The sequence below is a fragment of the Mycobacterium sp. IDUB_3 genome (genome assembly GCF_055419585.1).
In genome coordinates, this window is sequence record NZ_JBVAXZ010000002.1 from 561,877 (window position 1) to 583,623 (window position 21,747).

Annotated in this window: 29 protein-coding genes; 18 read left to right on the forward strand and 11 right to left on the reverse strand. The window is 68.6% G+C overall.

What is annotated here, in order from left to right; translation table 11 throughout:
• Positions 1-20 precede the first annotated feature (20 nt).
• The 4 genes from ACZYVJ_RS23680 to ACZYVJ_RS23695 form a co-directional block, all read right to left on the reverse strand.
• The gene (locus tag ACZYVJ_RS23680; RefSeq protein WP_463833578.1) at positions 21-284 is read right to left on the reverse strand and encodes a hypothetical protein; all 264 of its coding nucleotides are present in this window, start codon (positions 282-284) and stop codon (positions 21-23) included.
• Between the two features lie 178 nt (positions 285-462).
• On the reverse strand, positions 463-672 hold the full coding sequence (locus ACZYVJ_RS23685) for a hypothetical protein (RefSeq protein WP_463833854.1): 210 nt from the start codon (positions 670-672) through the stop codon (positions 463-465).
• A 166-nt stretch (positions 673-838) separates the two neighbouring features.
• Entirely contained in the window at positions 839-1,678 is an 840-nt protein-coding gene (locus ACZYVJ_RS23690; RefSeq protein ID WP_463833579.1) for a class I SAM-dependent methyltransferase, read from the reverse strand.
• Positions 1,678-1,989 (reverse strand): DUF2249 domain-containing protein, encoded by a 312-nt coding sequence (locus tag ACZYVJ_RS23695; RefSeq protein WP_463833580.1) that lies wholly within the window; start codon positions 1,987-1,989, stop codon positions 1,678-1,680. The genes ACZYVJ_RS23690 and ACZYVJ_RS23695 overlap by 1 nt, the downstream gene beginning before the upstream one ends.
• Before the next feature lie 56 nt (positions 1,990-2,045).
• On the opposite strand from ACZYVJ_RS23695, the gene fdxA reads away from it, so the two are divergent.
• From fdxA to ACZYVJ_RS23720, 5 genes are all read left to right on the forward strand, one after another.
• A complete protein-coding gene (gene fdxA / locus ACZYVJ_RS23700) occupies positions 2,046-2,402 on the forward strand; it encodes a ferredoxin (protein ID WP_463833581.1) in 357 nt (118 codons plus the stop codon).
• 87 nt (positions 2,403-2,489) lie between these two features.
• Positions 2,490-3,116, forward strand: a complete 627-nt coding sequence (locus tag ACZYVJ_RS23705) for a helix-turn-helix transcriptional regulator (protein ID WP_463833855.1) — start codon at positions 2,490-2,492, stop codon at positions 3,114-3,116.
• On the forward strand, positions 3,113-3,538 hold the full coding sequence (locus tag ACZYVJ_RS23710) for a hypothetical protein (RefSeq protein WP_463833582.1): 426 nt from the start codon (positions 3,113-3,115) through the stop codon (positions 3,536-3,538). Before ACZYVJ_RS23705 ends, ACZYVJ_RS23710 begins: the two co-directional genes overlap by 4 nt.
• A gap of 48 nt (positions 3,539-3,586) precedes the next feature.
• Positions 3,587-3,931, forward strand: coding sequence for a cupin domain-containing protein (locus ACZYVJ_RS23715; RefSeq protein ID WP_463833583.1), 345 nt, complete (start codon positions 3,587-3,589; stop codon positions 3,929-3,931).
• 6 nt (positions 3,932-3,937) lie between these two features.
• Positions 3,938-4,894, forward strand: a complete 957-nt coding sequence (locus ACZYVJ_RS23720) for an NAD(P)H-dependent flavin oxidoreductase (RefSeq protein ID WP_463833584.1) — start codon at positions 3,938-3,940, stop codon at positions 4,892-4,894.
• Here ACZYVJ_RS23720 and ACZYVJ_RS23725 read toward each other — a convergent pair.
• A complete protein-coding gene (locus ACZYVJ_RS23725; RefSeq protein ID WP_463833585.1) occupies positions 4,875-5,573 on the reverse strand; it encodes a helix-turn-helix transcriptional regulator in 699 nt (232 codons plus the stop codon). The genes ACZYVJ_RS23720 and ACZYVJ_RS23725 overlap by 20 nt on opposite strands.
• 91 nt (positions 5,574-5,664) lie before the next feature.
• On the opposite strand from ACZYVJ_RS23725, the gene ACZYVJ_RS23730 reads away from it, so the two are divergent.
• Entirely contained in the window at positions 5,665-6,120 is a 456-nt protein-coding gene (locus ACZYVJ_RS23730; RefSeq protein ID WP_463833586.1) for an Rv2617c family stress response/phage resistance protein, read from the forward strand.
• A 3-nt stretch (positions 6,121-6,123) separates the two neighbouring features.
• On the opposite strand, the gene ACZYVJ_RS23735 is transcribed toward ACZYVJ_RS23730, so the two are convergent.
• Positions 6,124-6,624 (reverse strand): DUF1990 family protein, encoded by a 501-nt coding sequence (locus ACZYVJ_RS23735; protein WP_463833587.1) that lies wholly within the window; start codon positions 6,622-6,624, stop codon positions 6,124-6,126.
• A gap of 36 nt (positions 6,625-6,660) precedes the next feature.
• Here ACZYVJ_RS23735 and ACZYVJ_RS23740 point away from each other — a divergent pair, with 36 nt between their 5' ends.
• The 12 genes from ACZYVJ_RS23740 to ACZYVJ_RS23795 all read left to right on the forward strand — a co-directional run bounded on the left by ACZYVJ_RS23740 (position 6,661) and on the right by ACZYVJ_RS23795 (position 18,031).
• Entirely contained in the window at positions 6,661-7,566 is a 906-nt protein-coding gene (locus ACZYVJ_RS23740) for an aldo/keto reductase (protein WP_463833588.1), read from the forward strand.
• 39 nt (positions 7,567-7,605) lie between these two features.
• Positions 7,606-8,229, forward strand: a complete 624-nt coding sequence (locus ACZYVJ_RS23745; RefSeq protein ID WP_463833589.1) for a PaaI family thioesterase — start codon at positions 7,606-7,608, stop codon at positions 8,227-8,229.
• 68 nt (positions 8,230-8,297) lie between these two features.
• Positions 8,298-10,352: a threonine--tRNA ligase gene (gene thrS, locus ACZYVJ_RS23750; protein ID WP_463833590.1), complete on the forward strand. Its 2,055-nt coding sequence runs from the start codon at positions 8,298-8,300 to the stop codon at positions 10,350-10,352.
• Between the two features lie 2 nt (positions 10,353-10,354).
• Complete coding sequence (locus ACZYVJ_RS23755; protein ID WP_463833591.1) at positions 10,355-10,930, forward strand: ATP adenylyltransferase; 576 nt, start codon at positions 10,355-10,357, stop codon at positions 10,928-10,930.
• On the forward strand, positions 10,927-11,568 hold the full coding sequence (gene pgsA / locus ACZYVJ_RS23760) for a phosphatidylinositol phosphate synthase (RefSeq protein ID WP_463833592.1): 642 nt from the start codon (positions 10,927-10,929) through the stop codon (positions 11,566-11,568). Before ACZYVJ_RS23755 ends, pgsA begins: the two co-directional genes overlap by 4 nt.
• Before the next feature lie 44 nt (positions 11,569-11,612).
• The gene (locus tag ACZYVJ_RS23765) at positions 11,613-12,551 is read left to right on the forward strand and encodes a phosphatidylinositol mannoside acyltransferase (RefSeq protein WP_463833857.1); all 939 of its coding nucleotides are present in this window, start codon (positions 11,613-11,615) and stop codon (positions 12,549-12,551) included.
• Positions 12,551-13,675, forward strand: coding sequence for a glycosyltransferase family 4 protein (locus ACZYVJ_RS23770; protein WP_463833593.1), 1,125 nt, complete (start codon positions 12,551-12,553; stop codon positions 13,673-13,675). The genes ACZYVJ_RS23765 and ACZYVJ_RS23770 overlap by 1 nt, the downstream gene beginning before the upstream one ends.
• Positions 13,675-14,709, forward strand: coding sequence for an NUDIX hydrolase (locus ACZYVJ_RS23775; RefSeq protein WP_463833594.1), 1,035 nt, complete (start codon positions 13,675-13,677; stop codon positions 14,707-14,709). The genes ACZYVJ_RS23770 and ACZYVJ_RS23775 overlap by 1 nt, the downstream gene beginning before the upstream one ends.
• Positions 14,710-14,779: 70 nt before the next feature.
• A complete protein-coding gene (gene pdxS, locus ACZYVJ_RS23780; protein ID WP_463833595.1) occupies positions 14,780-15,691 on the forward strand; it encodes a pyridoxal 5'-phosphate synthase lyase subunit PdxS in 912 nt (303 codons plus the stop codon).
• Positions 15,692-15,700: 9 nt separating this feature from the next.
• On the forward strand, positions 15,701-16,540 hold the full coding sequence (tesB, locus tag ACZYVJ_RS23785; RefSeq protein WP_463833596.1) for an acyl-CoA thioesterase II: 840 nt from the start codon (positions 15,701-15,703) through the stop codon (positions 16,538-16,540).
• Positions 16,541-16,547: 7 nt separating this feature from the next.
• Positions 16,548-17,138, forward strand: a complete 591-nt coding sequence (gene pdxT / locus ACZYVJ_RS23790) for a pyridoxal 5'-phosphate synthase glutaminase subunit PdxT (protein WP_463833597.1) — start codon at positions 16,548-16,550, stop codon at positions 17,136-17,138.
• Between the two features lie 137 nt (positions 17,139-17,275).
• Positions 17,276-18,031 carry a YebC/PmpR family DNA-binding transcriptional regulator gene (locus ACZYVJ_RS23795; protein ID WP_463833598.1) on the forward strand — a complete coding sequence of 252 codons (756 nt, stop codon included), beginning with the start codon at positions 17,276-17,278 and terminating at the stop codon, positions 18,029-18,031.
• Here the strand turns inward: ACZYVJ_RS23795 and ACZYVJ_RS23800 are convergent, their stop codons facing one another.
• The 5 genes from ACZYVJ_RS23800 to ACZYVJ_RS23820 are packed head-to-tail and all read right to left on the reverse strand — an operon-like array spanning position 18,032 to position 21,654.
• The gene (locus tag ACZYVJ_RS23800; protein ID WP_463833599.1) at positions 18,032-19,621 is read right to left on the reverse strand and encodes a polyamine aminopropyltransferase; all 1,590 of its coding nucleotides are present in this window, start codon (positions 19,619-19,621) and stop codon (positions 18,032-18,034) included.
• Positions 19,618-20,073 (reverse strand): DUF350 domain-containing protein, encoded by a 456-nt coding sequence (locus ACZYVJ_RS23805; protein WP_064954815.1) that lies wholly within the window; start codon positions 20,071-20,073, stop codon positions 19,618-19,620. Before ACZYVJ_RS23805 ends, ACZYVJ_RS23800 begins: the two co-directional genes overlap by 4 nt.
• A 17-nt stretch (positions 20,074-20,090) precedes the next feature.
• Positions 20,091-20,522, reverse strand: a complete 432-nt coding sequence (locus tag ACZYVJ_RS23810) for a DUF4247 domain-containing protein (protein ID WP_463833600.1) — start codon at positions 20,520-20,522, stop codon at positions 20,091-20,093.
• Positions 20,519-21,025, reverse strand: coding sequence for a DUF2617 family protein (locus ACZYVJ_RS23815; protein ID WP_463833601.1), 507 nt, complete (start codon positions 21,023-21,025; stop codon positions 20,519-20,521). The genes ACZYVJ_RS23810 and ACZYVJ_RS23815 overlap by 4 nt, the downstream gene beginning before the upstream one ends.
• A gap of 17 nt (positions 21,026-21,042) precedes the next feature.
• Complete coding sequence (locus ACZYVJ_RS23820) at positions 21,043-21,654, reverse strand: DUF4178 domain-containing protein (protein WP_463833602.1); 612 nt, start codon at positions 21,652-21,654, stop codon at positions 21,043-21,045.
• Positions 21,655-21,747: the final 93 nt, after the last annotated feature.

The window sequence follows — 21,747 nt, forward strand, 5'->3', positions numbered from 1 at the left end:
TTGCTCCGCCGGCGACTTGACTAGTCGGCCACCGCGATCTCGATGGACAGGCATTCGCTCAGCGCGTGTGCGGCCGCCCAGTCGCCACCGCAGACGGCGCGTTCGAGTTCGTCGACCAACGGGCTGTCGGCGCCCAGGTCGGCCAGCCACGCCGCAACCGTCGCCGTGATCTGGTGTGCGGGCACGCGAGCGGTGTGTCCTCGGTGGAGGCGGTCGGTCAACTGGTAGATCGTGGCGGTCGGCCTGCGCTGAGGCCAATGAACTGTCCATTTCGGTGAATTCATCGTCCCCTCCCCGCTAGCCTCAACGACCCATCCGAACCCGGCGGTGCGTTCAGCTCTAGTGCACAATAGTACGTCTGTACCAATGCGTTGGCCGGTATTTTCGCCGTCAGAAATCGCGATTTTTTTAAGTTTTTGGTCATCGGATCGCCTACCTGGTCCTACGCATGAAATCGGCCCATCAATGCCGCGCCAGCGTGGCGCGGCCGCGGGCCATGATGCGTTCCAAGACGTTGTGGGACAGGTCGCCGTCGTTGGCCACCCGGGCGAGACCGCGCCGCCGCAGGAACATGTCGAGCCGTCGATCCGGTGACCAATCGGCGTAGATGGAGCCGAGATAGTGCGACTGCAGAAAGTCCGACGCCAACGCCTCGAGGTCGGACTCCGTCAACAACGGTGGGGTAGCACCCATAACCGGCAATCTCCTTCGTTGTCCCCGCAACTGCCGTAGCCAAGTTTTGTCAGGGGGCGTAACCGAACCGTCACGCCGAGATTGCGGAACGGCCCCAAAGTCGGCCGGCGGTACAAAGGCGAAGGTCGAAGCGTTGCAGCGGTTGTCAGGCGCTCTCAAGTTCAGCCGGTTTGTGGGCGACGATGGCGACGGCAGCCAGCCGCTTGCGATGTTTGTGGAAGGTGCGGCGCATGGTCAGGACGCGCTTGCGGGCGTCGCGGTGCACGAGCACGTTCCTGGCGAATCGCAGCGCACCGAACAGCCCCTCGTCGGACACCAGCCGGCGCGGCTGCAGCAGCGCCATGGGCGCGGTCGCCACCCGATCGACCACCAATCCGTGTTCGGCGAGCAGTTTCGACCACTCCGCGACCGTCAACGGACGCGCGTTCACCTTGATCGCCCGGGCGAGCGCCTGCCGGATGTCGGTGCTGATCTCCTCCGGGACGTCGTCGGGGGTGAGGGCGAGTTCGTGGATGGCGTAGCGACCGCCCGGCCGCAGCAACCGCGCCGCCTCGGCGACGATGGCCCCCTTGGCCGCGTCGCCCTGCATGCTCAGCATCGCCTCTCCGATGACGACATCGCTGCTGGCGTCCGGCAATCCGGTGGCGGCGGCGTCCGCGACCCGGACCGCCGCGTTTTGCGCACCGAGATCGCTCAGCACACCGCGCACCACGTTGGCCGCGTCCGGGTCGCCCTCGGCACCGACGTACGACCGCGGCCCTTGGGCCACGATCTCGGTCGCGGTGCGGCCCAGGCCGGGTGCCAGTTCGACGACGTCGGCCCCGCTCAGCTTCGCGTACGACAGCAGGGTGCGGGTCAGCTCGACACCGCCGGGGCGCAGCACGCGCTTGCCGAGCCGCGCCAGCAGCCAATGGCCGGCGACCGCGTCGTCGGCGCGGCTCGAGGACGGTAGCGGAAGTTCGGAACCTGCTCGTTGTTCTGGCATCAGATCTCCTGCCGCGCAGAGCTTTCCAGTGGCTCGAGGGCCAGCTCGAGATGTCCGAGGTGGCGCACCGGGGGTGGGGTGTCGATGAGTTTTCCGATCCGGATCCGCCAGACGGTGGGGCCTTTGTCGAGATACTCCCAGTCGTAGCCGCCCGGATAGTCGGCCTCGAATTCGTCGTGCAGGTGCTTGGGGTCGTGGTTGTTGACCAAAACGAACGATTCGCCGACCTTCAGCGCGGCATAGGTCGCGAAGATCGTCGGGTGCTTGTCCGGCTTGCGCAGCCGGCGTACGTCAAGTTCGTTGGCGGCCATGGATTCTCCGACCTCTGCTGTAGTTTTTACAAGGAGTATTGTGTAAACTCTAGCGCATGACCTACGTGATCGGGAAGCCATGCATCGATGTGATGGACCGCGCTTGCGTCGACGAATGCCCGGTGGATTGCATTTACGAAGGCGGTCGGGCGCTCTACATTCATCCCGACGAATGCGTCGATTGCGGCGCGTGTGAACCGGTTTGTCCGGTGGAAGCGATTTACTACGAAGATGACCTGCCTGAGGACCTCAAGCCCTACCTGGCCGACAATGAGGCATTCTTCACCGAAACGCTGCCGGGTCGCGACGCCCCCTTGGGGTCCCCAGGCGGGGCGGGCAAGCTCGGGCCGCTCGGTGTCGACACGCCGCTGGTGGCGGGCCAGCCGGTTGCCACCGATTCGGACGGGGCGTGAAGGACTGGAAGCGGGAGGGGCCCTGTGAAATCCGACAATTCCCAGGACTCGTCAGCGGGGGAATCGGCGGGCCGGCGGCGCGCCGTGATGCGGTTGTTGCGGGCCTCGCCGGAGCCGATGAGCATCGCCAAAATCGCCGATGTGTTGGGCGTGCACCCCAACACAGTCCGCTTCCACCTCGACGGACTGGTCGCTGACGGGCAGGTGGAGCATGTCGAGCCGGATCGGAAGGGGCCGGGGCGTCCACCGTTGATGTTCCGCGCGGTCCGGCAGATGGACCGAGGCGGGACGCGGCACTATCGGCTGCTGGCCGAGATCCTGGCCACGGCCTTCGCCACCGAGCGTGATCCCGGGCCCAAAGCCCTGGCCGCGGGCCGCGCCTGGGGGCAGAAGATGGACGCCGAATTGCACCCGCTGCGCGACGACGCCGACGGCGCCGAAGAAGCCATCGCCCACCTGATCGACGTGCTCGACGAACTCGGCTTCGCGCCCGAGCGCCGGGTGAGCAACGGCGAGCAGCAGGTCGGCCTGCGGCACTGCCCCTTTCTCGAGTTGGCCGAGAACTCCTCGAGCGTCGTCTGCCCGGTGCACCTGGGCCTCATGCAAGGAGCCATGGAAACCTGGGGAGCGCCGGTCTCGGTGGACCGGCTCGACCCGTTCGTCGAGCCGGATCTGTGCCTTGCTCACCTGACACTGCAAGGGTCGGCCAAATGAGCACCGGCACAGCGACTGCCGTCGCGCTGACCTTTATCTGGCTCGGCATGGTGCTGGCCATCTCCTTCCTGGAAGCCCCGCTGAAATTCCGGGCGCCCAATGTCACGTTGCAGATCGGGCTCGGCATCGGGCGGCTGGTCTTTCGCGCGCTCAACACCGTTGAGGTGGCCTTCGCCCTCGTCATCGGGGCCATCGTGGTGGCAGGCCCGACCCCGGCGGGCGTCGTGGTGGCGATCGCCGTCGCCGTGGCCGCGCTGGCCATCCAGCTGGTCGCGGTGCGTCCGGCGCTGACCCGTCGTGCCGACAGGGTGCTCGCCGGATCGGACGGGCCGCGCTCCCGCGCCCACTACGCCTACGTCGCCCTCGAGACGGTCAAAATCATCGGCCTCGTCGTGGCGGGGATACTGCTACTGAGCGGTTAACGGCAACCCTTGAGGCCCGTGCGGGCCTTGCAACCCCGAAGGACCACTATGGAATCCATCTCGCTGACCGACCTCTCGTCCGAAAAGATCGCCGAAGCCAAGCAATCGCACAGCGGACGGGCCGCCCACACCATTCACGGCGGACACACGCACGAGCTTCGCCAGACGGTGCTGGCTCTGCTGGAAGGTCACGACCTGTCCGAACACGACAGCCCCGGTGAGGCGACGCTGCAGGTGCTGCAGGGCCACGTGCGCCTGACGACCGGCGGCGACGCCTGGGACGGCAAGGCCGGTGAATACGTCGCGATTCCGCCCGAACGTCACGCCCTGCATGCGGTCGAGGACTCGGTGGTCCTGCTGACCGTGCTGAAGACGATCCCGTCGGCACACTAGCGGCTGATGCTGTCGACGCCCTGGTCAACGAATTTCGGTCTGCGGGTCCCCATCGTCAACGCCCCGATGGGCGGGGTCGCCGGTGGCCGCCTGGCCGCGGCGGTCACCGCCGCCGGCGGCCTCGGCATGGTCGGCATGGGTAGCGTCGCGACCCGGGAGCTGCTCGCCGAGCAACTGCTGCACGTCGACGGTCGGTTCGGCATTGGCATGGTCGACTGGGTGATGCGCAACGAGGCCGGACTGCTCGACGACGCGCTGGCCGCACGACCCGCACTGCTGTCGGTGAGTTTCGGCACCGAATGGTCGTGGGTCGCCAAGGCGCATGATGCCGGAATCCCCACCGTCACACAGGTTTACGACAGCACCGGGGCGCGGCAGGCCGTCGACGCCGGCGTCGACATCCTGGTCGCGCGCGGGTCCGAGGGCGGTGGCCACGGCGAGGACAAGCTGGGGCTGCTGCCGCTGCTGGACGCCGTTTTGGACGCCGTCTCCGTCCCGGTGCTGGCCGGCGGCGGTGTCGCCTCGGCGCGCAGCCTGGCCGCGGTGCTGGCCGCCGGTGCCAGCGGAGCGTGGGTGGGCACCCGGCTGTCGGCATGTCCGGAGGCGCTGACCGGTGACACCGGCCGCCGGGCCCTGGTCACGGCGACCGAGACAGACACCGCGGTCACCCGGGTCTTCGACGTCGCCAAGGGGCTGCCCTGGCCGGCGCGGTTCCCGTCGCGGGTGTTGGCTAACGACTTCGTCGAGCACTGGACGGGACACGAGGAGGCGCTGGACGCGGGGGCCTGCGACGAATTGGCCGCGGCCATCGCCGCCGGAGACTGCCGGATCGCGCCGGTGGACGCCGGGCAGGGCGTCGGGATGATCCGCAACGACGCGTCGGTGGCCGACGTCATCGACGAGATGTGCACGGGCGCCGAGGAATTGCTGTCCCGCTGGCGGTCTACCGGCGACCGGGCGTGAGCACGACGCAACACCGGTCCCGGCCGGGGCAGAGTCGGGCGTCGGGGCCGTGCGGTGCGAGCGCATCGGCCACACCGGTGATCAGCGCGTGGTTCATGTTGCAGGCCAGCTCCGTCTGCTGCTGCGCCAGTGCGTGGAACGGGCAGTTGGCAAGCTCGACCTCGCTCTCGGAAAAACGCGGCTCGTAGCCATATCGGCGCAGCACGCGGATCGCGCGCTGCAGCGCCGCGCCGGCGTCTCTCGGGGGCGAGGGCCCCACGGCCATCGCGTGGCCGTACTCGCGGGCGACTTGGTTCAGCACCTCGGCAACCGGCTCGCCGGTGCCGGCCGAGCGCGCGATAGCGGTCGCCATCAAGCGTCCCGCCAATTCGTACTCCCGCTGGGGGAGGCTGACCGCGATATCGCGGTGCGCCCTGCGGTAGAGCTTGGAGGTACGCCCGGCGCCGGGGCCGGAGCGACCGGTCAGGCGCGCGTACTCGGATTCCAGCAGGCCCTCCGCGGTGAGGCGGTCAAGGTGAAACTTGGCCTGATGGTGAGGGATCCCGACGGCGTCGGCCGCCTGGTCACGGCTCACCAGTCCCGGCTGGGCGCAGACGAACCGATAGAGCTGTCGGCGCACCGGATCGGCGAGCGCGCCGATGCCCGCGGCGTCGCGCTCCAAGGCGTCCGTGTCGTCCATTCGACCGCCATTTCTAACAGACAAAATGCTTGACGCTACAGTGTACCCAATCTAACGTTCAATATATTATCCGTTAGAAATGGAGGCTCCCATGAGCACCAAGCACGTCCCCGTGACCCCCGCCCTGGCCGACCAGCTGAGGGATCCGGCCTACTCGGCATACTTCGCGCTGCGCACCGTATTCACCATCGCGCCCATCGTTTTCGGGCTGGACAAGTTCTTCAACCTGCTCACCCACCCGCACCACTGGAGCATGTATCTGGCCGGATGGATCAATGATCTGGTGCCCGGGACGGCCGACCAGTGCATGTACCTGGTGGGCGCCATCGAGATCGTGGCCGGGGTGCTGGTCGCGGTGGCCCCGCGGTGGGGCGGCTGGGTGGTCGCGGCTTGGCTGGCCGGCATCATCATCGATCTGGTGACCGGGCCCGGCTTCTACGATGTCGCGCTGCGCGACTTCGGCTTGCTCGTCGGCGCTGTCGCGCTGGCCCGGCTGGCGCAGGGCGTGCACAACGGCACCGTCGGAGGCGGCGTCGCGGCGCGTTAGTTGTCAGACCGCGCGCAGGTAGCGCTTGGCGATAAGGCGCTGACCCACCTTCACCACCGGCCCGCCGGCTTTGCTCCACCAGGTCGCGGGCCGGGAGAAGGCGGACACCTCCGCGTACACCGCCGACGTCACCGGGTCGCGACGAACCACGAAGCGTTCCTCGCCGGATTCCGGATGGCCCGGCAGGGTGCCGTAGCCGAAGCCGCGGATGTCGGGTTCGTCGACGACGTAGACCACCCGACAGGGCGCAGGCAGAAAGCCCATCTTCACCACCACCACGGCGTCGACGACGGCGATCTCCGAACTGGCCTGCACCCGCAGCCCGGACCCGCGCTGCATGCCCCAGTGCATGACGGCGGCCGCGGCTTGCTCGAAACGCCGCTCGCCCGTGCCGATTTGGCGCTCGGCGTGTTGATGGTCGTATCCGGCGGGCAGTTCGCCGGAAGCCGTCGCACCCACTTCGGCGTAGGTCAGGGGGAGCTCCTCGAGCGCTCGTAGGTCCACGTGCTCAGCTTGCCACGCCGGGATGCGCGGTCGCATATGGCGCGTACGGTCGTAAAAGTGACCGCAGAAAACTCGAAAACTGTTGCAGGGGCCTCCGGAACTTTCACCTTCGGCGGCGACCTGACCGTCAACCGACTCGGCTTCGGCGCCATGCGCCTGACGGCGAAGGGCGTATGGGGCCCGCCCGACGACCGCGCCGAATGCGTCCGGGTGCTGCGCCGGGCCGTCGAACTCGGCGTGAACTTCATCGACACCGCCGACTCCTACGGCCCCTACGTGTCCGAGGACATCATCCGCGAGGCGCTGCATCCCTACGACGGTCTGGTGATCGCGACCAAGGCGGGGCTGCTGCGCACCGGCCCGGACGTCTGGATTCCGTTGGGCAATCCGAGTTACCTGCGCCAGGAATGCGAGATGAGCCTGCGCCGGTTGGGCGTGGAGACCATCGACCTGTTCCAGCTGCACCGCATCGACTCGAACTACCCGCTGGAAGATCAGGTGGGCGAGCTGCTCACCCTCAAGAACGAGGGCAAGATCCGCCACATCGGCCTGTCCGAGATCGACGTCGACCAGCTGAACGCGGCCATGCGCGTCACCGAGATCGTGTCGGTGCAGAACATGTACAACCTGACGGCCCGTGGCGCCGAGCCGCTGCTGGACGCCGCAACGAGACAGGGCATCGGGTTCATCCCGTGGTTCCCGTTGGCCGCCGGGCCGCTGGCCGCCCCGGACGGCCCGCTGCAGCGCATCGCCGCCGAGCACGACGCGTCGCCGTCGCAGTTGGCGTTGGCGTGGTTGCTGAAGCGCTCGCCGGTGATGGTGCCGATCCCGGGCACGTCCAAGGTCGCGCACCTGGAGGAAAACGTCGCCGCCGCCCAGATCGAGCTGTCCGACGACGAATTCGAAACGTTGTCGGCCGCCGGGGCGCAGCAGCCCGTCTAACCACTACGCGAAACCCCGTCCGCCGGGCAATACGGTGTTGTGGTGGCCGAACATCAGCGACACCCCGGCGGCGGGTTCAACCCGCCGGAACCGACGACCAAGGGCGGGCCCGACTACGGCAGGTTCATCGACGCCGTGCGCTCGTTGCAGGATCACGCCCGGGCCGTCGACGCTCCCGACGAGGTGATCACCGAGGCCGCTGACCTGCTGGAGAAGGCGTCGGCGCTGCTGGCGCCGTTCGACGCCGACGAGTGGGCGTCCCCGTCGGGCCGGCGGATGGACCTGCCGATGCGGGGCAACATCCTGACGATCCCGATGTCGGCACACAAGGGCGAGGACGGCCGGATCCACGGCCAGGCCCGCTTCGCCCGGTTCCACCTGGGCCGCAACGGCGCCGTGCACGGCGGCGCGCTGGGGATGCTGTTCGATTCCATCCTCGGGTTGTCGGCGTCGGTGCTGACCGGCAACCCGCGGCAGCGCACCGCTTACCTCAAGATCGACTACCGCCACATCGTCCCGGTGGAAAAGGAATTGCAGTTCGAGGCGGGCATCGACCGGGTGGACGGGCGCAAGATCTTCGTGTCGGGCCGGTTGACCGACGGCGATCAGTTGCTGACCGAAGCGGACGCGCTGTTCGTGCGGCTCAAACCTGGCCAGCCCTGAGCGCGGTCGGCACCGATAGCATGACAGCGATCGACTCCTCACACCACCAACCTTGGAGAACCAGCCTCATGAGCGCCCCCGGCAACCACATCCCGCAAGCCCCGATCCGGGTGCCCGCCGGGACCACCGCGGCCGCCGCGGTGGGCGAAGCCGGGCTGCCGCGCCGGGGCACGCCCGACGCGATCGTGGTGGTGCGTGACGCTGACGGCAAGCTGCGCGACCTGAGTTGGACGCCCGACGCCGACACCGACGTCGTCCCCGTGGCCGCCAACACCGACGAGGGTCGCAGCGTCATCCGGCACTCGGCCGCCCACGTGCTGGCGCAGGCCGTCCAGGATCTGTTCCCGAACGCCAAATTGGGGATCGGGCCGCCGATCACCGACGGGTTCTACTACGACTTCGACGTGACCGAACCGTTCACGCCGGAGGACCTGACGAAGCTGGAAAAGCGGATGCGCCAGATCGTCAAGGACGGACAGCTGTTCGACCGGCGCGTGTACGCGTCCAAGGACGCGGCGCGCGCGGAGCTGGCCGACGAGCCCTACAAGCTCGAACTCGTCGACGACAAGTCCGGGGATCCCGACGTGATGGAGGTCGGCGGTGACGAGCTAACCGCCTACGACAACCTGAATCCCCGTACCCGGGAACGGGTTTGGGGGGACCTGTGCCGGGGCCCGCACATCCCGACCACCAAGCACATCCCGGCCTTCAAGCTGACCCGCAGCTCGGCCGCCTACTGGCGCGGTGACCAGAGCAACGCCAGCCTGCAACGCATCTACGGCACCGCCTGGGAGTCGCAGGAGGCGCTGGACGCCCACCTCGAGCTGATCGAAGAGGCACAGCGCCGCGACCACCGCAGGCTGGGCGTCGAGCTGGACCTGTTCAGCTTCCCTGACGAAATCGGTTCCGGCCTGGCGGTTTTCCATCCCAAGGGCGGCATCATCCGTCGCGAGCTGGAGGAGTACTCGCGACGCAAGCACATCGAGGCCGGCTACGAGTTCGTCAACACTCCGCACATCACCAAGGAGCAGCTGTACATCACCTCGGGCCACCTCGAGTGGTACGCCGACGGCATGTACCCGCCGATGCACCTCGACGCGGAGTTCAACGAGGACGGCACGGTGCGCAAGCCGGGGCAGGACTACTACCTCAAGCCGATGAACTGCCCGATGCACCACCTGATCTACCGGTCGCGCGGTCGGTCGTATCGCGAACTTCCGTTGCGGCTCTTCGAGTTCGGCAGCGTGTACCGCTACGAGAAGTCGGGCGTGGTGCACGGGCTGACCCGGGTGCGCGGCATGACTCAGGACGACGCCCACATCTACTGCACGCGAGAGCAGATGCGCGACGAGCTGACCTCGCTGCTGCGCTTCGTGCTCAATCTGCTCGCCGACTACGGGCTCAACGACTTCTATCTGGAGCTGTCCACCAAGGACCCGGAGAAGTACTCGGGCTCCGACGAGATGTGGGACGAGGCCACCCAGGTGCTGCGGGAGGTCGCCGAGGCCTCCGGGCTGCATTTCGTTCCCGACCCCGGCGGCGCGGCCTTCTATGGCCCGAAGATCTCGGTGCAGGTCAAGGACGCGCTGGGCCGCAGCTGGCAGATGTCGACCATTCAGCTCGACTTCAACATGCCGGACCGCTTCGAGCTGGAATACACCGCATCCGACGGGTCGCGGCAGCGGCCGGTGCTGATTCACCGGGCGCTGTTCGGGTCGATCGAGCGGTTCTTCGGCATCCTCACCGAGCACTACGCGGGGGCCTTCCCGGCGTGGCTGGCGCCGGTGCAGGCGGTGGGCATTCCGGTCGCCGACGAGCACGTGGAATACCTGGAAAGCGTTGCCACGCAACTCAAATCACACGGGGTACGCGTCGAGGTCGACTCCAGCGACGACCGGATGGCCAAGAAGATCGTCAACCACACCGCCCAGCGGGTGCCGTTCATGTTGCTGGCCGGTGACCGCGACGTGCAGGCCGGCGCGGTCAGCTTCCGTTTCGGTGACCGCACCCAGATCAACGGCGTGCCCCGCGACAGCGCTGTCGATGCGATCGTGAAGTGGATCGCCGATCGCGAGAATTCCGTGCCCACGGCCGAACTCGTGAAAGTGTCAAGTGGTGAGTGACCGTGAGTGATCGCGAACCGGCCGAGCAGGGCACCGACGACACCATCCTGGACAAGGGGGTCGGCGAGGAGGATCACCTGCAGCGGTTGTGGACGCCGTACCGGATGACCTATTTGGCCGAAGCGCCGACGAAGCGCGACAACGGCAAGACCGAGCAGCCGTTCACCGACATTCCGCACCTCGCCGACGAAGACGGTTTGGTGGTCGCCCGCGGCGAGCTCGTCTACGCCGTGCTCAACCTCTACCCCTACAACCCCGGGCACCTGATGGTGGTGCCCTACCGGCGGGTCTCCGAGCTCGAAGACCTGACCGATCCGGAAAGCGCGGAGCTGATGTCCTTCATTCAGAAGGCGATTCGCGTCATCAAGAACGTGTCGCGGCCGCACGGTTTCAACGTCGGCCTGAACCTGGGGACGTCGGCCGGGGGCTCGCTGGCCGAACACCTGCACGTGCACGTGGTGCCGCGCTGGGGTGGCGACGCGAATTTCATCACCATCATCGGCGGATCGAAGGTGATCCCGCAATTGCTGCGCGAGACGCGTCAGTTGCTGGCCACGGAGTGGACGAAACAACCATGAGCAAAATGCCGTTCCTGTCGCGGGCGGCGTTCGCGCGGCTTACCGCTCCGACCGCACGCGCATGCCTGCGGCTGGGGCTGACCCCCGACGTCGTCACCATCCTGGGCACCATCGTCGCGGTGGCCGGGGCGCTGACGCTGTTTCCGATGGGCAAGCTGTTCGCCGGCGCGGTGGTGGTCTGGTTCTTCGTCCTCTTCGACATGCTCGACGGGGCGATGGCGCGGGAACGCGGCGGCGGCACCCGATTCGGCGCAGTGCTGGACGCCACCTGCGACCGGGTCAGCGACGGCGCGGTGTTCTGCGGGCTGCTGTGGTGGATCGTCTTCGGCCTGCACGACAAGCTGCTGGCGGTGGCGACGCTGATCTGCCTGGTCACCTCGCAGGTGATCTCCTACATCAAGGCCCGCGCCGAGGCGAGCGGGCTGCGCGGCGACGGGGGCCTGATCGAACGGCCCGAACGGTTGATCATCGTGCTCGTCGGCGCGGGCGTGTCGGACTTTCCGTTCGTCGCGTGGCCGCCGGCGCTGCCGGTCGCGATGTGGGTGCTGGCGGGGGCCAGCCTGCTCACCTGCGCGCAGCGGTTGCACGCGGTGCGCACCTCCCCGGGCGCGACGGATAGGTTGGTGAGCGAGCCGTGATACCCACTCTGACCGGCATGAAAACGATTGGGGCACAACGCCGGATGGCCCGCCAGCTGGCCGGCCGGACGGTGGGCCGCCTGGCGGGCGGAATGGGCGCCGACTGGGCTTACGCGTCCGGCTGGATGGCGGTGCGGGCGATGCCGGAGTTCGCCGCGCGCAACGCCTTTGACGCCGGGGCGCGCTACGCCGCCCGCGGTGGCGGCCCCGACCAGCTGCGCAAGAACCTGGCTCGCGTCTTGCGTGTGCCGCCCAAGGAGGTGCCGGACTCGCTGATGCGGGCGTCGCTGGCCTCCTACGCCCGGTATTGGCGCGAGGCGTTCCGGCTGCCGGGGATGGACCTGGCCGCGCTGGGCCGCGAGCTCCACGACTCCGTCCAGGGCCGAGACAACATCGAGGCGGCGCTGGCCGGCGGCCGGGGCGCGGTGATCGCGTTGCCGCACAGCGGCAACTGGGATATGGCCGGGGTGTGGCTGGCCCAGACACACGGCACCTTCACCACCGTCGCCGAGCGCCTCAAACCCGAGTCGCTGTACCGGCGCTTCATCGCCTACCGCGAACGCCTGGGCTTCGAGGTGCTGCCCCTGTCCGGGGGAGAACGACCGCCCTTCGACGTGTTGTGCGACCGGCTGCGGGACAACCGGGTGGTGTGCCTGATGGCCGAGCGTGACCTGACCCGCACCGGCGTGCAGGTTGACTTCTTCGGCGAGCCCACCCGGCTGCCGGCGGGGCCGGCGAAGCTCGCGATCGCGACCGGGGCGGCGCTGCTGCCGGCGCACTGCTGGTTCGAGGACCGCGGTTGGGGCGTCTGGATACAGCCGCCCCTGGATTGCACCAGCGGCGATGTCGGCGCGATCACCCAGGCGATGGCCGACCAGTTCGAGAAGAACATCGCCGCCCGCCCCGAGGACTGGCACATGATGCAGCCGCAGTGGCTGGCCGACCTCCCCGAAGCCAAGCAGGCCCGGCTGAAGGAAACCTGATGCGGATCGGGATGGTCTGTCCCTACTCGTTCGACGTTCCGGGCGGGGTGCAGTCGCACGTCCTGCAGCTCGCCGAGGTGATGCGCGCCCGGGGCCACGACGTCAGCGTGCTCGCGCCGTCCTCGCCGCACGCCGAGCTGCCCGACTACGTCGTCTCGGCGGGCAAGGCCGTCCCGATTCCCTACAACGGCTCGGTGGCCCGGCTGCGGTTCGGGCCGGCCACCCACCGCAAGGTGAAAAAGTGGCTCGCCGAAGGCGATTTCGACGTGCTGCACCTGCACGAGCCCAACGCACCGAGCCTGTCCATGCTGGCCCTCAACATCGCCGAGGGCCCGATCGTGGCGACGTTTCACACGTCGACCACCAAATCGCTGACCCTGACGGTGTTTCAGGGCATCCTGCGCCCGATGCACGAGAAGATCGTCGGCCGGATCGCGGTCTCCGACCTGGCCCGCCGCTGGCAGATGGAGGCGCTGGGCACCGACGCAGTGGAGATTCCCAACGGCGTCGACGTCGCCTCGTTCGCCTCCGCGCCGCGCCGCGACGGTTACCCGCGCGCCGGCAAGACGGTGCTGTTCCTGGGCCGCTACGACGAGCCACGCAAGGGCATGTCGGTGCTGCTCGACGCGCTGCCGGGGCTGGTCGTGCGTTTTCCCGACGTACAGCTGCTGGTCGTCGGTCGCGGCGACGAGGACCAATTGCGCGTTCAGGCAGGCGAATTGGTGGACCACATCCGCTTCCTCGGCCAGGTCGACGACGCCGGGAAGGCGTCGGCCATGCGCAGCGCCGACGTGTACTGCGCGCCCAACCTCGGCGGGGAGAGTTTCGGCATCGTGCTGGTCGAGGCGCTGGCCGCCGGGACCCCGGTGGTGGCGAGTGATCTGGACGCCTTCCGGCGCGTGCTGTGTAACGGCGACATCGGGTGCCTGGTGCCCGTCGGCGACGCCGACGCGCTTGCCGATTCGCTGATCGCGGTGCTGGAGGATGATGTGCTGCGGGAACGTTATGTGACGGCTGGATCGGCCGCTGTCCAAAGCTACGACTGGTCCGTGGTGGCCAGCCAGATCCTGCGGGTGTACGAAACGGTCGCGTCGTCAGGCGCCAAGGTTGAGGTGGCCAGTTGATGACATGGCTGATTGTCGCCGTCGCGGTCTTCGTCGCGGTGCTGGCGGTCTTCGGCGCGTGGGCGTTCCGGACGGCCAACCGGCTGGACCGGCTGCACGTCCGCTACGACCTGTCGTGGCAGGCGCTCGACGGTGCGCTGGCACGGCGCGCGGTGGTGTCGCGCGCGGTCGCCATCGACGCCTACGGCGGTGCGCCCGAAGGGCGGCGGCTGGCGGCGCTGGCCGACGCCGCGGAGGGGGCACCCCGGCCCGCGCGGGAAAACGCCGAGAACGAGCTGTCGGCCGCGCTGGCCGTCGTCGATCCGGCATCGCTGCCGGCCGGGCTGATCGCCGAGCTGGCCGACGCCGAGGCCCGGGTGGTGCTGGCCCGCCGCTTCCACAACGACGCGGTCCGGGACACCCTGGCCCTGGCCGAACGGCCCCTGGTGCGGCTGTTCCACCTCGGCGGAACCGCCGCGCTGCCCAGCTATTTCGAGATCGTCGAGCGACCACACGCGCTGGCCCACGGCGCGTTGGGCTTTGAAGGCGTCCTCAACCACCGCACCTCGGCGCGGATCGTGCTGCTCGACGAGACCGGCGCGGTGCTGCTGCTGTGCGGGTCGGATCCCGCGCTCGCCGAGCGGCGCGCGCCGAAGTGGTGGTTCACCGTGGGCGGCGAGGTACAGCAAGGGGAGCGGTTGGCCGAGGCCGCCGCGCGGGAGCTGGCCGAGGAAACCGGGCTGCGGGTCGCGCCGGCCGACATGGTCGGGCCGGTGTGGCGACGCGACGAGGTCTTCGAGTTCAACGGCTCGCTGATCGACAGCGAGGAGTTCTACTTCGTCTACCGCACCCAGCGGTTCGAGCCGTCGCGCACGGGCCGAACCGAGCTGGAACGCAGCTACATCCACGGCCATCGCTGGTGTGACGCTGCTGACATCGCTGCGCTGGTCGCGGCGGGGGAGACGGTGTACCCCATGCAACTATCCGGACTGCTCACCGACGCGGCCGCGCTCGCCGGCGGCCGCACCCCCGGCCCGCTGCTGTCCATCCGCTGACTCCACGGAGTCAACGCGGGCCAAAGCGCCTCATTAGACTGGGTCTACAACGGTTGAAGGAGATCATGCAGTGAGTACCGCCCACCCACCGAACGGCAACGGGCGAACCGGAACGGCGCGCGTCAAACGCGGTATGGCCGAGATGCTCAAAGGCGGCGTCATCATGGACGTCGTCACCCCCGAGCAGGCCAAGATCGCCGAGGCCGCCGGCGCCGTAGCCGTCATGGCGCTGGAGCGGGTGCCGGCCGACATCCGCGCGCAGGGCGGGGTGTCGCGGATGAGCGACCCGGACATGATCGAGGGCATCATCGCCGCGGTGACCATTCCGGTGATGGCCAAGGCCCGTATCGGGCATTTCGTCGAGGCGCAGATCCTGCAGAGCCTCGGCGTGGACTACGTCGACGAGTCCGAGGTGCTGACCCCGGCCGACTACACGCATCACATCGACAAGTGGAAGTTCACCGTGCCTTTCGTGTGCGGGGCGACCAACCTCGGCGAGGCGCTGCGGCGCATCAGCGAGGGCGCGGCCATGATCCGCTCCAAGGGTGAGGCCGGGACGGGCGACGTCTCCAACGCGACCACGCACATGCGGGCGATCGGCGGCGAGATCCGCCGCCTGACGTCGCTGTCCGAAGACGAATTGTACGTCGCCGCAAAGGAATTGCAGGCGCCCTACGACCTCGTCGTCGAGGTGGCCCGGGCGGGCAAGCTGCCGGTCACGCTGTTCACCGCGGGCGGCATCGCTACCCCGGCGGATGCGGCGATGATGATGCAGCTCGGCGCCGAGGGCGTGTTCGTGGGCTCGGGCATCTTCAAATCCGGGGACCCCGCTGCCCGCGCCGCCGCGATCGTCAAGGCGACCACCTTCTACGACGACCCCGACGTGCTGGCCAAGGTGTCTCGCGGACTGGGCGAGGCGATGGTCGGCATCAACGTCGAGCAGATCGCGGAGCCGCACCGGCTGGCCGAACGCGGCTGGTAAAAACAGTCCGTGGCGATCGAAGAGATCCTCGATCTCGAGCAACTCGAGGTCAACATCTACCGTGGCAGCATCTTCAGCCCAGCGTCGGGATTTTTGCAGCGCACCTTCGGGGGCCATGTAGCCGGCCAGTCGCTGGTGTCGGCGGTGCGCACCGTGGACCCGCAATATCAGGTGCACTCGCTGCACGGGTATTTCCTGCGGCCCGGCGACGCCAAGGAGCGCACGGTGTTCATCGTCGAGCGCTCCCGCGACGGCGGCTCGTTCGCCACCCGGCGGGTGAACGCCATCCAGCACGGGGAAATCATCTTCAGCATGGGTGCCTCCTTCCATACCGATCAGGAGGGCATTCACCACCAGGACCCGATGCCGGCCGCGCCGCCGCCCGACGGGCTGCCGGGCCTGGATTCGATCAAGGTCTTCGACGACGCCGGATTCAAGCAGTTCGAGGAGTGGGACGTCTGCATCGTGCCGCGCGAGCGCCTGCACCTGCTGCCGGGCAAGGCCTCCCAGCAGCAGGTGTGGTTCCGCCACCGCGACCCGCTGCCGGACGACCCGGTGCTGCACATCTGCGCGCTGGCCTACATGAGCGACCTGACGCTGCTGGGATCGGCCCAGGTCACCCATCTCGACGTGCGCGAGCACCTGCAGGTGGCGTCGCTGGATCACGCGATGTGGTTCATGCGCCCGTTCCGGGCCGACGAATGGCTGCTCTACGACCAGAGCTCGCCGTCGGCCAGCGGCGGCCGCTCGCTGTGCCAGGGCAAGATCTTCACGCAGTCCGGCGAGATGGTCGCGGCCGTCATGCAGGAGGGGCTGACCCGCTTCAAACGCGGATACCAGCCGACGTGAGCGCGCTGTGACCGCTCCAAGGATCGGGGTCCTGGCACTGCAGGGCGACACCCGCGAGCACCTGGCCGCCCTGCGCGAGGCGGGGGCCGAGTCGATGCCGGTGCGCCGGCGCGGCGAGCTCGAGGCGGTCGACGGGCTGGTCATTCCCGGTGGGGAATCGACCACCATGAGCCACTTGCTGAAAGACCTCGGCCTGCTGGAGCCGCTGCGGGCGCTGCTGGCCGACGGGTTACCCGCCTACGGCGCCTGCGCCGGGATGATCCTGCTGGCCAGCGAGATCCTGGACGCCGGCGCGGGCGGCCGCGAGGCGCTGCCGCTGCGGGCGATCGATATGACGGTGCGGCGCAACGCTTTTGGGCGTCAGGTCGATTCGTTTGAGGGCGACATCCCGTTCGCGGGGCTGCGCGATCCGGTGCGCGCGGTGTTCATCCGCGCGCCCTGGGTCGAGCGCACCGGTGCAGGCGTGGAGGTGCTGGCCAGCGCGGCCGGGCATGTCGTCGCGGTGAAGCAAGGCCGCCAGCTGGCCACGGCGTTTCACCCCGAGATGACCGGCGACCGGCGCATCCACCACCTGTTCGTCGACCTCGTCACCGGCTGACAACCCGCCGTTATGCCCGCCACGCTGTGACCCGTGGGGACGCTGCGACGGGCGTGCAGTCGCCGGGCGACCCGCCCCAACCGTCCACGTAGACTCGTCTGGCCACAAAAACAAGAGGACTTTCAGATAGGACACCGATGAGCGGCCATTCCAAGTGGGCCACCACCAAGCACCAGAAGGCCGTCAAAGACGCGCGCCGTGGCAAGGAGTTCGCCCGGCTGATCAAGAACATCGAGGTCGCCGCCCGTACCGGCGGCGGTGACCCGGCCGGCAACCCGACGCTCTACGACGCCATCCAGAAGGCGAAGAAGACTTCGGTGCCCAACGACAACATCGAGCGCGCCCGCAAGCGGGGCGCGGGCGAGGAAGCCGGCGGTGCCGACTACCAGACGATCATGTACGAGGGCTATGGCCCCAACGGCGTGGCGGTGCTGATCGAGTGCCTCACCGACAACCGCAACCGCGCGGCCGGCGAGGTCCGGGTGGCGGTGACCCGCAACGGCGGCAACATGGCCGATCCCGGATCGGTGTCCTACCTGTTCACCCGCAAGGGCGTCGTCACGCTGGAAAAGAACGGCCTGACCGAAGACGACGTGTTGACCGCCGTGCTGGACGCGGGCGCCGAGGACGTCAACGACCTCGGCGAGAGCTTCGAGGTCATCTCCGAGCCGACCGACCTGGTGGCGGTGCGCACCGCGCTGCAGGACGCCGGCATCGACTACGAGTCCGCCGAGGCCAGCTTCCAGCCGTCGGTCAGCGTGCCCGTCGACGTCGAGGGCGCGCGGAAGGTATTCAAGCTGGTCGATGCCCTGGAGGACAGCGACGACGTGCAGAACGTCTGGACCAACGTCGACCTGTCCGACGAGGTGCTCGCCGCCCTCGACGAGGACTGATTAGTCATATCCCTTCCGCATGTCCTCGACGATGCGCGGATTGTCCAGCGTCGACGGCTCCACCGGGCGCGGGCCGATGTCGCCGCCGAAGGCGCCGGCCGCGTCGAGCACCTGCTGGTTGAGGTAACGCAGCGGGGGCGCGTTGGTGGGCACCTTCGGTGTGGGCGCGGCGTCCGCGCGCTGCGCCAGGGCGAATCCCCAGTCACCGAACGTGGGCACGTGCACGTGATACGGCGTGACCGCGTAGCCGGCGGTCCGGATCGACGAAATCGTGCGCCAATACGCCGTCGGGGTGGAAAACGGGCTGCCCGCCTGTACCACCATCAACCCACCGGGAGTCAGAGCGTGGGCGACCAGCGCGTAGAACTCCGTTGAGTACAGCCGCCCCAGCACGGGGGTGTCGGGATCGGGGAGGTCGACGATGACCGCGTCGAAGCGATCCACGTTCGGTCCGCGCAACCACTTCATCGCGTCCTCGGTCAGCACGGCCACCCGCGGGTTGTCGAGCGAGCCGCCGTTGGCGCCGCGCAGCGTGGTTCGCGCGATGTCGATCACCGCGGGGTCGAGCTCGACCTGCACGATCTTGGAAATGCCGGGCTGGCGCAGCAATTCGCGGGCCGCCAGGCCGTCGCCGCCGCCGAGCACCAGCACCGAGTGGGCGCCGTTGCCGAGGGCGGGGTAGACGAGGCTTTCGGTGTAGCGGTATTCGTCGCGGGTGGAGAACTGCAGGCCCCCATCCAGATACAGCCGGGTGTCGTTGCCGCGGCGGGTCACCACGATCTCCTGATAGGCCGTGTGCCGATAGGCGACGATCGGGTCCGCGTAAAGCCTTTGCCTGCTTGTTGTTTCGACGTCGGCCGAACGTAGCAGCAGGGTGCCCAGCAGCCCCACCGCGGCGGCCAGCGCGCACAGCGCGAGCGCCAGCTGGCGCATCGAAACCAGTTGGCGCAACAGGAAAATCGCGACGACGGCGGCGGCCGCCAGGTTGATCATGCCGGTGGCCGCCGCGCCGCGAATCATCCCCAGGTGCGGCAGCAGCAGGAACGGCCAGACCAGCCCGCCCAGCAGCGCGCCCAGGTAGTCGGCGGCGTTCAGGTTGGCCAGCGTGCGGCCGGCGTCGGCGGCTCCCGCGGTCCGCCCCCGCTGCAGCAGCGTCATCAACAGCGGCACCTCGGCACCGACCAGGCCACCGATCAACGCCGTGCTCGCCGCCAGCACCCATGTCGACCCGACGGACCCGTCCAGGAACGCGAACACCACGTACAGGGCCGTCGCCGACAGGCCACCGACGATGCCCAGCAGCGCCTCGACGGCGACGAAGGTGATCGCGGCGTGCGCCAGCAGCGGCTTGACCAGCAGCGCGCCCACGCCCAGCGCGGCGATGTAGCCCGCGACGATCAGGGAGGTGGCGACGATCCCGCCGCCGTCCAGACTGGCCGACAGCGTCAGCAGCGCGAGTTCGTAGATGATGCCGCACGCCGCGCACGCCGCCACGGCGGCCAGCAACAGCGCCCGCCACCGCCCCGACACCGCCGCGGGCGGCGCCGCCTCGGGCGCCCGCACCTCGCTCGCCGACCCGACAACGCTCATGACACCGCCGCGGCGGTGACTCCTCCGACGGCGAGCAGTATCAGCGCCACCGCGAACGATCCCGGATGCAGCTCGGGCTCGTCGATGTGCTCGTGAAAACTGCCCGGTATCAACAGGTGCATCGCCAGCAGCGCGACGCCCAACAGGATCACGCCCATCAGCCCGTACACCGCCACGCCGACGAGTCCCTGGCCCAGCTGGCTGTAGCTGTTGGCGATGGCGGTGATGATGACGACGGTCAGGGCGATGTACATCGCGCCCGCGACCACCACGGCGTTGGGCCGGCGGTCGATGAACACCAGCTGGCGCAGCTTTCCCGGGGTCAGTACGTCGACCGCGTAGAACCCGACGAGAAGCACGGCCATGCCGACGACGAAGTACAGGATCGTCGCGACTGCGCCTTTCAGCACGGGATTGAGGTCGACGGTGCCGATCTCGACGGCGAGATACATGATGTTCTCCTTTGCGTTCACTTGGTTCCGCCGGGGCCGCCGGGGGTGCCTCCGGCGCCGCCCGACGGGGATCCAGGGGAAAATCCGGGGCCGAGGAAGATGAAGGCGCCGTGGCTGTATCCGGCGCTCAGCGGTTCGACGCGGATGCTGCACGGGTAGTTGCCGTCGGGGCCGACGACGACGATGTTGTTGCTGTAGCGCAGGTACTCGGTTTTGCCGTTGTCGGCGCGCGCGTTGGGTTCGGCATAGTCGGCGAGCGTGTCGGCCACCTGGTCGGGCGATCCGGTGCACTGATAGCGCGTCCCGTTCACGTCGCGGGCGTACTCGTGATAATGGCCGGCGACGTACGACGCAATGTTCTTCTGCAGCAGCAGGATTCCGAAGATCAGGCACGTCACGCCGGCCGCGCCCAGCACACCGGCGATCACGAACAGGCGGTTGCGGCTCACGGGCGCCACCGGCTGGCCGTGTGAACCACCGTTCCGCCGTTGCCGGCGGGACGCCCCGGATAGAGGTGCCAGGTCTGCCAGCGCCAGCCGGCGCCGTCGGGCTCGGCGGCCAGCACGGTCAGCGCTGCGTCATCGCCGGGAAACGTACCGCCGAGCCAGCCCGTCCGGCGGGCGCAACGGCCGCGCAGGTCGTGCGCGAGGCGGCGAAAGCTCGCCTCGTCGTGGGTATCGGTATGGGATAGCAGGCGGTAGCCGGGCGCCTCGGTGCGCTCCGGTAGCGGAGCCCCGAGACTGCGTGCGGTGCAAGAGATTTCCTCGGAGAACGAGTGCTCGACGGCGACGACATGTGAGGCGCCCAGCACACCGAGTAGCAGCGCGGCACCCCCGTCGGGGTGGTCCAGCCGGCAGCTGGCCAGCGGCGCCGGCACGGGCGCGTTGAGCGCGAGCCCCAGCCGTTCTCCGGATACGTCGGCCGGGGTCACGGCGAGCTGATGGAGGGGCACCGAGGAGATCTCGCGCTCTACGCCGGGCTCGGCGGGGGGGCCGAATACAGGGTGATCTCGCCGGGCGAGACGGACTTGCCCGTGGATACCTCCCAGGGCATGTCCGGGGCCCAGCGCTCGAACGAGAGCAGCACCGACTCGTCGGCGTTGGTGCAGTCGACGAACTCCATCTCCCCGCCGGCAGGTAGCCCGGTGGTGCCCTCGGTCGTGTAGGAGGCGCGGCCGCGTTCGGACTCGTGGAACATCACGCCGTCGACGACGTATGGGTCGCCGGGCCGCAGCGGCACGTCCTTGCGGGTGACCCACATCGCCAGCTCCAGTCGCCCGTCGTCTTCCTCGACGCTGAACCAGACCGGCTGGTCGCCACCCTCCAGCAGGTGTTCCCACCAGACGAAGGGGCCCTCGCGGAAGGTGACCGAACCGCGCACGATGTAGTCGATGCCGCCGTAGCTGACGATGGCGCCGGGCCCGAGTTGGCGCGGCCCGAACTGCGGCATGGCGTCGGCGGCGAGGGGATCCTGGCGCCCGCCACGCTGGGCCGGCTGCTTAGGCCGCCGCAAAGCCACCACCAGCACCACGATGGATGCGATGAAGAGCGCCACGGCGATCATGACCAGCAGAGATCCCACGCCAACCCCTCCGTTGCCACATTGCTCGAGCGAACGTGGGCTAAAGCTAACAGCTTTTCCTCGGGTTCGGCGCCGTAACGTCGCCGCGACAAT